Consider the following 14,492-nt stretch of genomic DNA (forward strand, 5'->3'; position numbering starts at 1 on the left):
ACATCCGGGTGGTCGGGAAAGCGGTGAAAACGCCGCGAGGCGAAGGGTGACGCGCCAGCAGGCGCAAAGAACAGGTTAAGCGACGTCGGTGACGATCCATAAAGGTGGGCTGAAGCCCGTTACTCCTGAGTATTAAACAGAACGTTAATGTATCAGGTCGGTGATTTGCGTCAAAAAATTTTCTTATTTTTACAATCTGCAGAGCGGATGATCGGGCGCATAAAAAGGGTGACTCGCCTCTTCACAGGGTGAATAGCTGACAGACATCACATAATTTATTTTTTCGATCACTAAAATAAATCGCGACTTTATCGCCTTAACGTCATTAACCCATGTTTTTTCGACGCTAAACCGATTAATCGAATCACCCGGTTAAAACAATAACCAAAGCATGACTCAATACAGTTCATTGACTCAGATGAGCATCTCTAGCGAACGGAGGTAGCACGTGACCATTGCGATTGTAATTGGTACACACGGCTGGGCAGCGGAACAACTGCTGAAAACAGCAGAAATGCTGTTGGGCGAGCAGGACAATGTCGGCTGGATAGATTTTGTCCCTGGTGAAAATGCAGAAACGCTGATTGAAAAATATAATGCACGACTGGCAGAACTGGATACCAGCAAAGGGGTCCTGTTTTTAGTCGATACCTGGGGTGGCAGCCCGTTTAATGCGGCCAGCCGTATCGTCGTCGATAAGCCCCAGTATGAGGTCATCGCCGGGGTCAATATCCCGATGCTGGTCGAAACCCTGATGGCGCGCGATGACGATCCCGGATTTGACGAACTGGTCGCCGTCGCGGTCGAAACTGGCCGTGAAGGGGTTAAAGCCCTGAAAGCCAAAGAAGAAGCACCGGCACCGGCTGCGGTAAAACCGGCCGCTGCAGCGCAACCGGCTAAACCGATGGCACCTGACGATCACATGAAAATCGGACTGACGCGCATAGATGACCGTCTGATTCATGGACAGGTCGCGACACGCTGGACGAAAGAGACCAACGTTCAACGCATTATCGTGGTCAGTGATGAAGTGGCCAACGACCACGTGCGTAAAACCCTGCTGACGCAGGTCGCCCCGCCCGGCGTGACAGCCCATGTGGTGGATGTCGATAAAATGGTGCGGGTGTGGAATAACCCGAAGTATGGTCAGGATCGCGTGATGCTGCTGTTTACCAATCCCACCGATGTTCTGCGCGTCGTGGAACAGGGTGTGGATATTAAAACGGTGAACATCGGCGGGATGGCATTTCGCCAGGGAAAAACCCAGGTGAATAATGCAATCTCGGTTGATGAAAAAGATATTGCCGCCTTCCGAAAACTCAACGAACGCAATATTGAACTGGAAGTGCGTAAAGTTTCCAGTGACCAGAAACTGAAAATGATGGATCTGATTGCGAAAGTTAACGCGTAACAGAAGCACTTCTGCGCCTGCGTTTCCGGGCTCGTCGTTATCCTGCTGAGGACAAGAAGTATGATGGAAATAACCTCGCTACAAATTATTTTAATTTTTATTGTCGCCTGCATTGCCGGTATGGGGTCGATTCTGGATGAGTTTCAGTTTCACCGACCGCTGGTGGCCTGTACTCTGATTGGTATCGTGCTGGGTGATATGAAAACCGGCATTATCATCGGGGGTACGCTGGAGATGATTGCACTGGGCTGGATGAACATCGGTGCCGCCGTGGCCCCTGATGCCGCCCTCGCCTCCATTATCTCGACCATCCTGGTGATCGCCGGCGGTCAGAGTGTGGGTGCCGGTATCGCGCTGGCCATTCCGCTGGCGGCGGCCGGACAGGTGCTGACCATTATCGTGCGTACCCTGACTGTGGCCTTCCAGCACGCAGCTGATAAAGCCGCCGAAAAAGGTAACCTCACGGCCATCTCCTGGATCCATGTCTCTGCCCTGTTGTTGCAGGCGATGCGTATCGCTATTCCGGCGCTGATTGTGGCGATTTCGGTCGGCACCAGTGCGGTTCACGCCCTGCTCAGTTCTATCCCTGAAGTCGTCACCAACGGTCTGAATATCGCGGGTGGCATGATTGTGGTCGTCGGTTACGCGATGGTCATCAACATGATGCGCGCAGGCTACCTGATGCCGTTCTTCTATCTCGGCTTCGTCACCGCGGCGTTTACCAACTTTAACCTGGTGGCGCTGGGCGTGATTGGCGTGGTCATGGCCGTGCTCTACATCCAGCTCAGCCCGAAATACAACCGTGTAGCAGGCGCACCCAATGGTGCAGCAACCGCAAACGATCTTGATAACGAACTCGATTAAGGAACAGGTGAGCACATGGTTGATATTACGAAAGTCGAAAAGAAACTGACAGCCGGAGATGTTCGCGCCGTCTTTATGCGCTCGAACCTGTTCCAGGGCTCATGGAACTTTGAACGTATGCAGGCGCTGGGCTTCTGCTTCTCTATGGTGCCGGTGATCCGCCGTCTCTATCCGGAGAACAACGATGAGCGTAAGCAGGCAATAAAGCGTCATCTGGAGTTCTTTAACACCCATCCTTATGTGGCCGCGCCGGTACTGGGCGTCACCATGGCGATGGAAGAGCAGCGTGCCAACGGCGCACCCATCGACGATGCGGCGATTAACGGCCTGAAAGTCGGCCTGATGGGACCGCTGGCCGGTGTCGGCGACCCGATCTTCTGGGGCACGGTACGTCCGGTGTTTGCCGCGCTGGGTGCCGGTATCGCAATGAGCGGCAGTCTGCTGGGGCCGTTGCTGTTCTTTGTGCTGTTTAACCTGGCGCGTCTGCTAACCCGCTACTACGGCGTGGCGTATGGCTATCGTAAAGGAATCGACATTGTCAGCGACATGGGCGGCGGTTTTCTGCAGAAGCTCACGGAGGGCGCCTCGATTCTGGGCCTGTTTGTCATGGGGGCGCTGGTCAACAAGTGGACGCACGTTAACATCCCGCTGGTCGTCTCGCGCATCACCGACTCCACTGGTAAAACCACCGTCACCACGGTTCAGTCGATCCTTGATCAACTGATGCCGGGCGTGGTGCCGCTGCTGCTGACCTTTGGCTGTATGTGGCTGTTGCGTCGTAAAGTGAACGCGCTGTGGATTATCGTCGGCTTCTTCGCCATCGGTATCTTTGGTTACTGGATCGGCCTGCTCGGTCTGTAATTTCACCCGGCCGGGAGCCTGCGCTCCCGGCTTTTAAGCGTGGTGAGCTGAGCCACAACCGGCTGAGCTCACCCTGTTTGAGGTAGATGTGATGTCTTTAACTGACGCGTTGATTGCGTGTTGTATCGCCGCCCTGATGGGGTTTGCCGTTTACCATGAGGCGATTCTGCCGCGTCGGCATGGCCCCACCCGCTTAAGGGTCACGCTGCGCAGGCAGCATAAACTCGACAGCCTGATTTTTATCGGTCTGCTGCTGATTTTGCTGTGGAACAACGTCAGTCATCACGGCCCGCAGCTCACCACCTCTCTGCTGATGATGCTGAGTTTTCTGGCGTTCTGGCTCTTCTGGCTGCGAAAACCTACGCTACTGATGAAGAATGATGGATTGTTTTACGCCGGTGTCTGGATCGATTACCGGCGGATTCAGGGGATGAATCTCTCTGAGGATGGCATTCTGGTGATTCAGCTTGAACAGCGTCGACTGCTGATCGCGGTGCAGCAACTCGACGATCTGGAGCGCATCTACAACACCCTGGTAGAAGCGCGTTAGTCGCGCTGCCACATCGTCAGGCTAAAGTCGGCATCGCAGCTGAACTGCTCGCTCTGCTGCAGCGTTTGCCAGACCTCCTCCCGCGCCCGCCAGGCGAATGGCGTCATCTGCAACAGGGTTGTCGCCGCTGCGCCGGTTAATGCCATCGGGTAACGCAGCGCCTGCTGTGTCACCTGCGTGAATCCGGGGTACGCTTTCTGCTCCGGCACATGCAACTGCACTTCGCGGTAAATCAGCGCTTTAAACTGTTGCAGATGATGCGGGCCAGGTGTGACCGTCAATACCAGGCCACCCGGCTTCAGCACGCGTGCCAGTTCTGCTTCATTGCAGGGGGCGTAGATGCGTACCACCGCATCCAGGGCCTGATCGGCAAAGGGTAAGCGCTGGCTGGAGGCGACGCAGAAGCGCACCGCAGGATAGCGCTTTGCCGCCAGACGGATTGCCATTCGGGCAACATCCAGCCCATAAATCTGTGCCTCTCCGCCTGCCGCCTCAGCCAGTGCGGTGGTGTAGTAGCCTTCGCCACAGCCTATATCAAGAATTTTGCACGCCGGCTGGGTCAGTGCCGGGCTGAGCAGGCTGACCACCTGATCACGAAGCGGTTGGTAGTAGCCTGCCTCAAGAAACGTCCGCCGTGCCTGCATCATCTCTGCACTGTCACCTGGCTCCCGTGAGCGTTTGTGCTGAACGGGCAGCAAATTGACGTAGCCTTCTTTCGCCTGATCAAACTGATGGCGATTTTCACAGCACCAGCTGCGGTTTGTGAAGGTCAGAGGTGAGTGGCAAAGAGGGCAAATCAGGGACATAAGGTGCTCCGGCATCAGATAACGCGGCGCAGTGTAACCTTATCGTTTACGCATCGGAAGCATAAAGAAAGCCCCGGCTGAGAAGCCAGGGCTTTGAGATTCCGTGTCAGGGTGCGACGCACCGAGGCGGAGTCGAATCAGATAGCAGTTACGTTAACTGCTGCCGGGCCTTTCTGGCCGTCCTGAATTTCGAACTCAACGCTCTGGCCTTCAGCCAGGGTTTTGAAACCATTGCCCTGGATAGCAGAGAAGTGTACGAACACATCTTTGCTGCCGTCAGCAGGGGTGATAAAACCAAAACCTTTAGACTCGTTGAACCACTTAACCTGACCTTTAATCTTTGCCATTTTGCAAATTCCTTTAGATGTTTATTTAGCCCGAAGGCTGTCATACAGAAAAACCAGAGACATTACTGCATGAGGCACTAATTAAGGTTCGGCAAGGAAGCGGTATTCAACGTCAACGTCTTTACTCGTACTTCTTTACTGAAGATGCCATGCATAAACAGAACTGTACCTCGTTTAACTCAGGAATTGTTATCACATATCCTAAAAATAATGGCAAGCCATTTTTAGGGGCTCAGAGAGCCTGTGCACATATTTGCCAAAAGGCTCACATTGCCTGTCAGGTGGGTTTACACATGTCTGCACGAATAAGGCCCCTGCCCGGCCAGCGCGGTGCCACGTTGCGGCTGCCAGTATGAATTCGATGGATACCATAAGAAATTAATATTTCACAAATATGGCAATTGCAGAATGATTAAGCGAAGCGGTAACGGTTGAAGATATCAGAAATCTGACGTCAATCCTGTACACCGCTGTTTATTTTTGTACAAACAACATTTTTTTGCACCAAAACCATGAGTAACACATTAGCCTTGCGTCAAATAAAAGCATCGAAGACAATTTTTCTTATTAATAATTTAACTTTCGATTTGAAAAATTGATATCAGATAAAAAAGTACTGGCTTTTATTTATCCATCAGGGTTTAGGATAATTCCTGGGCGTCATTATTCAGCCTTCGGCTTTCACCTATTCGCCAGGGCGTGAAGCCGTCGTTTCGCTCGTTTGCCCGCAGCAGCGCATCTGCCAGTTCTTTTGGTGGCGCATCCAGTGACTCATCGGCCAGTTCGTACACACCCCAGTGGATCGGCAGCGTTAACGGCCTGCCGGCTGCCTGCCACAGCGCCACCGCCTGATCGGGATTCATATGCTGGCTTGCCATGAACCATTCAGGTGCATAGGCGCCAATCGGCAAAGCGGCCAGGTTGAACGGCCCCAGTCTGCCCGGAATGTCCAGCAGGCTGTCGCTATAACCGCTGTCGCCCGAAAACCAGAAACGTACGGAGGCAGACCGCACAACCCAGCCGCACCAGAGCGAACGGTTTCGATCGCGTAGCGTTCTCATGCTCCAGTGACGTGCCGGAACGGCATCAAAACAGAGGCCATTGACCGCAGTCTGCTGCCACCAGTCGAGCTGATGCACCTGTTTCACGCCCCGCGCCCTGCACCACTTAGCCAGACCCAGCGGCACAATAAAGGTTGCCTGAGGGAAACGCCGGACAATAGCTTTAACGGTCGTCCGATCAAGATGATCGTAATGGTTATGAGAAATCAGCACCACATCCAGACGCGGCAGATCAGCGATACTGAGCGGCGCAGGTGTTTTTCGCTGTGGTCCGGCAAATGAGAACGGCGAAGCGCGTGAGCCGAGTGCAGGATCGATCAGGATATATTGCTCGTTCAGCCGCAACAGCACGGCAGCATGCCCCAGCCACCAGATGCGATCGTCACTGCCGCGGATGTCGGCTGGCTGCCACCATTGATCGGTGAACGCCGCATAGCCCTGCTGTGGAGGATGCGGCAGCCCCTGAGCCTTACGCTCTCTGCGCCAGCGCTGCAGATCGCCTGGCTGGCGCTGCTCCGGTTCTGGACTACAGAACCCCTCGGGCGTATGGTGCGCTTTACTGCTGTCATACCACGGATTTTTCCAGGCCATCCTGCCTCTCTGCTGTGATTAACGTTCCGGAATTAACCGGATAAAGTCCCGTTTCTCCGCATCTTCATCGGTTTTTTTGACCTCGGAGACGGGCTGCATCTCAATCAGACGGCGCAGCAACTGGTTCTGTTTCTTCTGCTCTTCCAGCAACGACGCCAGTAAGTGAATTTGCTCTCCGGCGCGAACGCTGGCCCGGTTAACAAAGAACCAGGCAATAAACGCCACAATTAAAATAATGACCATCAGGCCATAACTGACCAGCGGTCCCGGATTTGCGGCTAACTCATTCATAACTGCCTCATAAAACAAAGTGAAAACGCCAACCCCCTATTCTACCTTTAGCCATCACAAAAGATAATGGGGATCACGTCAATGCAGATTTTGCCGTTTCAGTTATCTCTGATCGATCCTGCCTGAAAACCGAGGCATGCTGATATCATCATAACCGGCAGCACCAGGTTGTGCGCTGAGTTATCTTTCACAAGGAGACATAATGAAACTGTTGATTCGCACGATAGGCTTGCTAGCGGTGATCTGGCTGGCGATGCTGTTTACCGGCTATGGCGTATTAACCGGCAGCACTAAAAATGCAGCCGGACTTGGCCTGCAATGCAGTTATCTGACCGCTCGCGGCGTGATCAGCGCGCAGTATCTGCACACTGACAGTGGTGTAGTGGGCGTAACGGATTGCCCGTTGCTGAAGAAAAGCGGAGAAGTGATCGATAACTAGTAGTATGGCGGGCCGGATGGCCCGCTGTTTTCAGAACGGGTAGTCGTGATAGCCCATCTCTGATGAAAGCGTGCGCGCCGCACGATGCAGCATGGCCACGTAATCCTGACGGGCATCTTCTGAAAAACGAATGGTGGGAAAAGAGATACTGAGTCCCGCAATCACCACGCCAAATCGGTCGAATACCGGCACGGCGAGGCAGCGCAATCCCTCTTCCTGTTCTTCATTATCCTCACCATAACCCTGCGCTCTGACCTGATCCAGCGTCGTAATCAACGCCTCCGCGCTTAACAGCGTATTGGCCGTGCTACGTTTAAACTCCACATCCCGTAGAATCTCCTCCACTTCGCTTCGGTCGCGCCAGGCCAGCAGCACTTTACCGATCGCAGTGGTATGCAGCGGATTACGACGACCAATGCGTGAATACATACGCAGGTTATAGAGCGAGTCGATTTTGTGGATGTAGACAATACTGTCCTCTTCCAGCGCGCCCAGATGAATCGTCTCTTTGGTCAGACGCGACAACTCACGCATCTGCACATCCGCGCTGCGGATTAAATCAACGTTCTGTAATGCTTTTGCACCCAGCTCAAACAGCTTCAGCGTCAGTGAGTACTTCTCGCTCTCGCCTTCCTGCGTGACATAGCCCAGCGACTTCATGGTCTGCAGAAAACGGTAGACGGTGCTTTTTGACATCATGACGCGCTGCGCGAGCTCAGTAATACCATGATCGCGCTCTTCGCCCAGCGCCTGCAAAATGCCAAACACTTTAAGAACAGAAGAGACCGAATCAGGCTGTTTATCATTTTCACCAATGGACATCGCGCACCTTATTAAACCTGTTTCAAAAAAAATGGAACGGATAGTCAGTATAGAGTGAGGCGCAGCATGGCAGCAATGCTTTAACCCATGCGTCATATTTTAAGACAGTTTTTTATCCGTTCGATCGCTGCATTTCAGCGTTAATTTCATTAGCATGATGATATTCACCCTCTTTAGTAATTAACTTATGACTCTTTCTCCTCCGCAGGATGGATTACCAGGCCGTCAGCGCTATATGGCTATTGCCACAATCGCTATCGGGCTGACCATGGCGGTGCTGGATGGCGCGATTGCCAACGTCGCCCTGCCGACCATTTCGCGTGAACTCAATGCAAGCCCGGCGCAGTCAATCTGGATAGTGAATGCCTATCAGATTGCGATTATCGTCTCGCTGCTGTCGCTCTCGTTTCTGGGCGATATGCTGGGCTATCGGCGCGTCTACCAGGCCGGCCTGGCGCTGTTTATTGCCACCTCGCTGTTCTGCGCCTTCTCGACCACGCTAACCATGCTGACCTTTGCCCGCGTGCTGCAGGGGTTAGGTGGCGCCGCGCTGATGAGTGTGAACACTGCGTTGATACGCATTATTTATCCCCAGCGCTATCTGGGACGCGGCATGGCAATTAACTCGCTGGTGGTGGCGGTGTCGACCGCGGCAGGCCCGACAGTAGCGGCTGCGATTCTGTCAGTGGCGAGCTGGAAATGGCTGTTTCTGATTAACGTCCCGCTGGGTGCTATTGCACTGTGGCTGGCGCTGCGCACACTGCCCGATAATCCGCAAAAAGCCACCGCACAGAAATTTGATGTGCCCAGCGCGATCATGAATGCCCTGTTCTTTGGTCTGATCATCTCCGCATTGAGCGGTTTTGCGCAGGGTCAGAGTCATCTGCTGGTGCTGTCGGAGGTCGTTGTTCTGTTGGTGACAGGCTGGTTCTTTATTCGTCGTCAGTTAAACATGGCGGTGCCGCTGCTGCCGGTTGATCTGTTGCGTATCCCCATTTTCAGCCTGTCGATGGGCACGTCGGTCTGCTCCTTCTGCGCGCAGATGCTGGCGATGGTCTCACTGCCCTTCTTCCTGCAAAACGTCCTGCAGCGTGATGAGGTGGCAACCGGTTTACTTCTGACGCCCTGGCCGCTGGCGACCATGGTGTTTGCGCCAATAGCCGGCCGGCTGATTGAGCGGGTGCATGCCGGGCTGCTGGGAGGAATCGGGCTGGCGATGTTCGCCCTGGGACTGTTCCTGCTCGCCTGGCTGCCAGCAAACCCTGGCGATGGTGATATTATCTGGCGCATGATGCTGTGCGGTGCCGGTTTTGGGCTGTTCCAGTCACCTAACAACCACACAATTGTCACCTCTGCTCCACGTAACCGCAGCGGCGCTGCCAGCGGCATGCTGGGTACCGCGCGCCTGCTGGGTCAGAGTATGGGTGCTGCGCTGGTTGCGCTGATGTTTAATCTGTTTGATGAGCGTGGCACGCACGTTTCGCTGCTGCTGGCGGGCAGCTTTGCCGCCGTGGCGGCGCTGGTGAGCGTGTCGCGCATGACGCAGACCCGCGCCTGATGGCAGCGAAAAAGCGAACGCCTTACAGCATGTGAACCGATTGGCTGTAAGGCCGGGTCTGCACAGGGAGCCCAGACAGATCGGAAAAACTACTGTCATCCATGACGGTCGTCCCACACGATTACGCACCTCATCCCTGATGTGTGCCCATAAACGGGCCAACGCTTTGCGTTGTTTAAAAACGCTCCCGGCGTTTTTGTACAGGCGTCGGGACGTTATCCTCCTCTCTCTGGGTTCCCTGCTCTTTGAGCTAAGATACTGGAGCTAAGATATTGCTGTCAGATTCAATCTGATGCTGATTTCTAAAACAGAAAAGGCGACCCGCGGGTCGCCTTATTTGCTCTGCTTAGTGCTACTTCAGATACTGACCGCTGCGCAGTGCTTCAATACGCTTATCTAACGGCGGATGCGACATAAACAGCTCACTGAATGATTTGCCTTTGCCGTTGATGCAGAACGCCATCATGCTGCTCGGCTCCTGCGGTTCATAGCTGGTTTTCAGACGCTGTAACGCCGCAATCATCTTCTCACGACCAACCAGCTTCGCTGAACCGGCATCGGCATGGAACTCACGGTGACGGGAGAACCACATGGTAATGATGCTGGCGAGAATACCAAACACCAGTTCCAGCACCATCGACACCGCAAAGTAGACCAGCGGATTGCCGTTGCTGCTCTCCTCACCATCACGGTTGCCGGACATAAAGCCTGCCGCGATCTGCGCCAGAATGCGTGAAACGAAAATCACAAAGGTGTTCACCACGCCCTGGATTAGCGTCATGGTGATCATGTCGCCATTAGCGATGTGCGACACTTCGTGTGCCAGTACCGCTTCCGCTTCATCACGGCTCATGTTTTGCAGCAGACCGGTTGAGACAGCAACCAGTGAGGCGTTACGTCGTGCGCCGGTCGCAAAGGCGTTGATGTCAGGTGCGTGATAGATTGCGACCTGTGGCATCGCAATGCCCGCCTGCTGGGCCTGACGGCCAATAGTATCCACCAGCCAGCGCTCGGTTTCGTTGCGTGGCTGTTCAATCACTTCACCGCCAACCGATCGCAGCGCCATCCACTTCGACATCAGCAGTGAAACAAACGCACCGCCGAAGCCAAACAGGCCTGCCATGATCATCAGGCCCTGAACACTGCTTGACTGGATCCCTGTCAGGCTGAGAATCAGCCCGAATACCAACATCACAGCCAGGTTGGTCATCAGGAAAAGAGCAATACGCATCATTTTTGTTAATCTTCCTCAGTAGTTCACGCGCCTATACGCGGATCCATATCCTATGGGCATTGGGCTGCTTTTCAAGCAACCTTAACGTTTAAGTGCCTAAAAAGACATAACTTTACATTCTGACACGCCTGATGAGCAACCCAGCCTGCAGGCGGCTTCTCGCGCGCTAATCATTGGTTAATGGAAACTTTTTCGGACGCAAAAAAAAGCACCGCTTAGCGGTGCTTTTTCTGGCAACAGCGGCTTATTTCGCCGCGGGTGCGTCTGGCTGGGATTTCTCCAGCTGGGCAAGATCATTTGCGATCTTCACCGTCTCGTCGAGATACGGATCCGGCTCTTTATAATCTTTCGGCAGCTCATCCAGGTTTTTCAGCGGTTTTTTGCCTTCTGCCTGATAGCGCGCGTTGATGCGCTCCAGTCGTGATGCATCATCTTCGTGGTTCTCTTTCTCGCGCTGAGCAAGATTAAGTGACACGATATTGCGCTTATCTTTCAGGGCATTGTAACGGGCAATGTCCTTCATGATGTACTGAAACTCGCGATCCTGTGCGATGCGATCAGCATGCTGCTTCGTCAGCTGCGCAACCAGCGGTTTAACATCACCGGTTTTGGTGTAGGTTGCCGCTTTGATGCTGTCCCACGGCAGTGCGTTATCCTCAAATTTCTCACCGGTTTCAGCCGCTTCTACGCCGGTTGGCATCAGCAGATCCGGCGTGACGCCTTTGCGCTGTGTACTGCCGCCGTTAATGCGATAGAACTTCTGGATGGTATAAGAAACGGAGCCTAACGCTGGCCACTCCGGACGCAGCATCTGATCATAGATGCGGTTCAGAGAGCGATACTGCTGAACGGTGCCTTTACCAAAGGTTGGCTCGCCAACAATCACTGCACGACCGTAATCCTGCATCGCGGCAGCGAAGATCTCAGAGGCTGAGGCGCTGAAGCGATCGACCAGCACCACCAGCGGACCTTTATAGTAAACAACGCCGTCGTTATCGCTGTCTTCGCGCACCCGACCATTGTTGTCGCGAACCTGCACCACCGGACCACTCGGAATAAACAGGCCGGAAAGGGATACCGCTTCGGTCAGCGCGCCGCCGCCGTTGGTACGCAGGTCGATGACCACGCTGTCGACGTTCTGTTTCTGCAATTTCTGCAGCTGGACCTTCACGTCGTCGGTCAGACCGACATAGAAGCCAGGAATATCGAGCACGCCGACTTTCTGCTTGCCGACATTTTTAATGGTCAACTTCACCGCACGGTCTTCCAGACGGATTTTCTCACGCGTCAGCGTGACAGTACGGGTTTTCGTGCCCTTACCGGCTGGCAGAACTTCCAGGCGCACTTTGCTGCCTTTAGGCCCTTTGATTTTTGCAACAACATCATCAAGACGCCAGCCGATAACATCTTCCATTGGCTTGCCTGGCTGCCCGACACCCACAATGCGATCGCCAACGGTAATGGCTTTGCTTTTCGCTGCCGGACCGCCTGCCACCATTGAGTTGATCACGGTGTAGTCGTCATCCATCTGCAGAACCGCACCGATGCCTTCCAGAGAGAGGCTCATCTCCGTGTTGAACTGCTCGGTGTTACGCGGCGACAGATAGCTGGTGTGGGGATCGATTTCGCGGGCGAAAGCGTTCATCACCAGCTGGAAAACATCTTCACCGTTGCTCTGGGCCAGACGGCGGATCGCGAAGTTGTAACGCTTAGTCAAAACGTCGCGAATCTCATTGTCGTCTTTACCGGCCAGCTTCAGGCTCAGCTGGTCATATTTAACCTTGGCATCCCAGAGCGCGTTTAGTTCAGCCTCATTTTTCGGCCATGGCGCTTTGGCGCGGTCAATGTCGATAGTGTCATTGCCGCTGAAATTCATCGGACGCGCCAGCACCGTCAGCGCATACTGATAGCGCTCAAAACGGCGCTTCTGCGCCAGATTATAAATATCGTAAAAAAGATCCAGCTTGCCACTGCGGAGCTCATCGCCCACGGTGGTTTTTTTGCTGGCAAACTGCGCCACATCCGATGCCAGCAGCACATTGTGGCTGTAGTCGAGCATGTTCAGATAGCGATCAAAAATTTTCGCTGAAAAGTTCTGATCCAGATCGAACTGGCGATAGTGGGAACGGGTAAAGCGCGACGTGACGCGCTCACTGACAGTGGGATCCTGCGGGTCTTCGTGAAGCTGGGGAATCTGGTCGGCGCGCGTAATGTTCTCTGCGCCGAAGGATGGGCCTGCTAATAGCAGGCCCGCAATAAGTCCAACTTTAAAAAGGGTGTTCATGCCGGGGTTAGCCTCCGTTTCAGAACTGCAAGTGTTCTGCGCGCACAATCATTGCCATGCCGGAAGCGAGCTGGACCCGAACGCCGTCTTTTGATACTTCAAGAACGGTAGCGTCCATCGCACTTTTGCCTGCTTTAACTTTAATACTCTGGCCGGGTTGCAAAGTTGAGGTATCAGTGATGGGTCGGGCTTCCTGCTCCGGACGTGGGGCTGGCTTGCGATGCTGTGAAGCGGTCGCACGCGGTGCTGCAGTGGTCTGCGGACGCGGTTTACGCGCAGCGTCACCTTCTGCAGGCTTACGAGCCGCGGGCTTGCGTGGACGACGCGGTGCTGCGCCCTCTTCGCTTTCACCGGCTTCACGACGTGCAGCGCGCTGCTGGTCACGCTGCGCCTGGACGCGGGCTTTCGCTTCTTCCAGCTGCTTGCGTGCATGCTCTACGTGTTGCTCATCCAGCACGCCACAGGCGTTGCCGTCGAGATCGACACGGATAGCACCGGCTTTAATGCCGTACAGATAACGCCAGCTTGACGTATAAAGACGCAGCGCGGAACGCAGCTGTGTTTTGCTCAGACCCATTTCGCCCTGAACACGCTCGACCAGATCCTGAAAGATACCGATTTTGAGCGGACGCGCTTCACCTTCAGCGCTAAAGCAGTGCGGAAAGCGCTCCGCCAGAAAAGTGATGACTTCTTTACTGCTATTCAACTTAGGTTGATTTTCCATGAAATTTCCTGATTACAACGGGTTTGCCGACCAGCGCAGGCATGAACAGGCGACATTATAATGACAACATCGCTAAATGCCATGTGATCCAGTCGATTAGCTGCGCGTCAGCTGCAGATATTTTTCTAAGTCGCTGTTCGCAAGCACTTCACAAAGCCCATCAGTCAGTGTGACCAGCCCCGATTCGTCTTCGCTGTCAAAGCGATTGTATGTCACGCTGTCGATGTCCAGCACGCCAACCACCGTGCCATTCACTTTCAGAGGAATCACAATCTCAGCATTGCTGGCAGCGTCACAGGCAATGTGGCCCGGGAAGGCATGCACATCGTCAACGCGTTGCACTTTTTCTTCTGCCAGCGCCGTGCCACACACACCTTTACCGACCGGAATGCGCACACAGGCAATTTTGCCCTGGAAAGGACCCAGCACCAGCGTATCGGCTTCCGTCAGCAGGTAGAAACCCGCCCAGTTCACGCCATCGAGACGTTCATACAGCAGCGCGCTGAAGTTTCCCATCGCGGCGAGGAACGCCGTTTCTCCCGCCAGTAAGGCGCGCATATCGCGATTCAAATCGGCGTAAAAGGCAGTTTTGTTCATTATCCAACCGTTACCAATGACATCTGTACAGGAGATACAGACCGTTCGTTAA

General features: G+C 54.1%; 15 protein-coding genes. 6 read left to right on the top strand and 9 right to left on the bottom strand.

The window, feature by feature from the left end:
* Nucleotides 1-448: 448 nt before the first annotated feature.
* The 4 genes from manX to AC6I77_RS10260 all read left to right on the top strand — a co-directional run bounded on the left by manX (nt 449) and on the right by AC6I77_RS10260 (nt 3,686).
* Nucleotides 449-1,411, top strand: coding sequence for a PTS mannose transporter subunit IIAB (gene manX, locus AC6I77_RS10245; RefSeq protein ID WP_497816855.1), 963 nt, complete (start codon nt 449-451; stop codon nt 1,409-1,411).
* A 63-nt stretch (nt 1,412-1,474) separates the two neighbouring features.
* A complete protein-coding gene (locus AC6I77_RS10250) occupies nt 1,475-2,275 on the top strand; it encodes a PTS mannose/fructose/sorbose transporter subunit IIC (RefSeq protein WP_033743088.1) in 801 nt (266 codons plus the stop codon).
* Between the two features lie 15 nt (nt 2,276-2,290).
* Entirely contained in the window at nt 2,291-3,136 is an 846-nt protein-coding gene (locus tag AC6I77_RS10255; protein ID WP_003852687.1) for a PTS mannose transporter subunit IID, read from the top strand.
* Nucleotides 3,137-3,227: 91 nt separating this feature from the next.
* Complete coding sequence (locus AC6I77_RS10260; protein WP_003852686.1) at nt 3,228-3,686, top strand: DUF986 family protein; 459 nt, start codon at nt 3,228-3,230, stop codon at nt 3,684-3,686.
* On the opposite strand, the gene rlmA is transcribed toward AC6I77_RS10260, so the two are convergent.
* From rlmA to AC6I77_RS10280, 4 genes are all read right to left on the bottom strand, one after another.
* Nucleotides 3,683-4,492, bottom strand: a complete 810-nt coding sequence (gene rlmA / locus AC6I77_RS10265; RefSeq protein WP_497816856.1) for a 23S rRNA (guanine(745)-N(1))-methyltransferase — start codon at nt 4,490-4,492, stop codon at nt 3,683-3,685. The two genes, AC6I77_RS10260 and rlmA, sit on opposite strands and share 4 nt — an antisense overlap.
* A gap of 137 nt (nt 4,493-4,629) precedes the next feature.
* Entirely contained in the window at nt 4,630-4,839 is a 210-nt protein-coding gene (gene cspE, locus AC6I77_RS10270; protein WP_003852684.1) for a transcription antiterminator/RNA stability regulator CspE, read from the bottom strand.
* A gap of 641 nt (nt 4,840-5,480) precedes the next feature.
* On the bottom strand, nt 5,481-6,491 hold the full coding sequence (locus tag AC6I77_RS10275; protein ID WP_008925325.1) for an MBL fold metallo-hydrolase: 1,011 nt from the start codon (nt 6,489-6,491) through the stop codon (nt 5,481-5,483).
* 18 nt (nt 6,492-6,509) lie between these two features.
* The gene (locus AC6I77_RS10280; RefSeq protein ID WP_008925326.1) at nt 6,510-6,782 is read right to left on the bottom strand and encodes a YebO family protein; all 273 of its coding nucleotides are present in this window, start codon (nt 6,780-6,782) and stop codon (nt 6,510-6,512) included.
* Nucleotides 6,783-6,984: 202 nt separating this feature from the next.
* On the opposite strand from AC6I77_RS10280, the gene AC6I77_RS10285 reads away from it, so the two are divergent.
* Nucleotides 6,985-7,221 (top strand): YobH family protein, encoded by a 237-nt coding sequence (locus AC6I77_RS10285; RefSeq protein ID WP_003852681.1) that lies wholly within the window; start codon nt 6,985-6,987, stop codon nt 7,219-7,221.
* Between the two features lie 30 nt (nt 7,222-7,251).
* Here AC6I77_RS10285 and kdgR read toward each other — a convergent pair whose 3' ends face one another.
* Nucleotides 7,252-8,043, bottom strand: a complete 792-nt coding sequence (gene kdgR / locus AC6I77_RS10290; protein ID WP_003852680.1) for a DNA-binding transcriptional regulator KdgR — start codon at nt 8,041-8,043, stop codon at nt 7,252-7,254.
* Nucleotides 8,044-8,230: 187 nt separating this feature from the next.
* Between kdgR and AC6I77_RS10295 the strand changes: the two genes are divergently transcribed.
* On the top strand, nt 8,231-9,601 hold the full coding sequence (locus AC6I77_RS10295) for an MFS transporter (protein ID WP_008925327.1): 1,371 nt from the start codon (nt 8,231-8,233) through the stop codon (nt 9,599-9,601).
* A 352-nt stretch (nt 9,602-9,953) separates the two neighbouring features.
* Here the strand turns inward: AC6I77_RS10295 and htpX are convergent, their stop codons facing one another.
* The 4 genes from htpX to AC6I77_RS10315 all read right to left on the bottom strand — a co-directional run bounded on the left by htpX (nt 9,954) and on the right by AC6I77_RS10315 (nt 14,440).
* Complete coding sequence (gene htpX / locus AC6I77_RS10300; RefSeq protein ID WP_003852678.1) at nt 9,954-10,835, bottom strand: protease HtpX; 882 nt, start codon at nt 10,833-10,835, stop codon at nt 9,954-9,956.
* A gap of 244 nt (nt 10,836-11,079) precedes the next feature.
* Nucleotides 11,080-13,119, bottom strand: a complete 2,040-nt coding sequence (prc, locus tag AC6I77_RS10305) for a carboxy terminal-processing peptidase (protein WP_003852677.1) — start codon at nt 13,117-13,119, stop codon at nt 11,080-11,082.
* Nucleotides 13,120-13,138: 19 nt separating this feature from the next.
* The gene (gene proQ / locus AC6I77_RS10310) at nt 13,139-13,843 is read right to left on the bottom strand and encodes an RNA chaperone ProQ (RefSeq protein ID WP_003852676.1); all 705 of its coding nucleotides are present in this window, start codon (nt 13,841-13,843) and stop codon (nt 13,139-13,141) included.
* Between the two features lie 96 nt (nt 13,844-13,939).
* Complete coding sequence (locus AC6I77_RS10315; protein WP_003852675.1) at nt 13,940-14,440, bottom strand: GAF domain-containing protein; 501 nt, start codon at nt 14,438-14,440, stop codon at nt 13,940-13,942.
* Nucleotides 14,441-14,492 lie beyond the last annotated feature (52 nt).

Source organism: Pantoea sp. X-Soil-ISGK-259 (assembly GCF_059730705.1).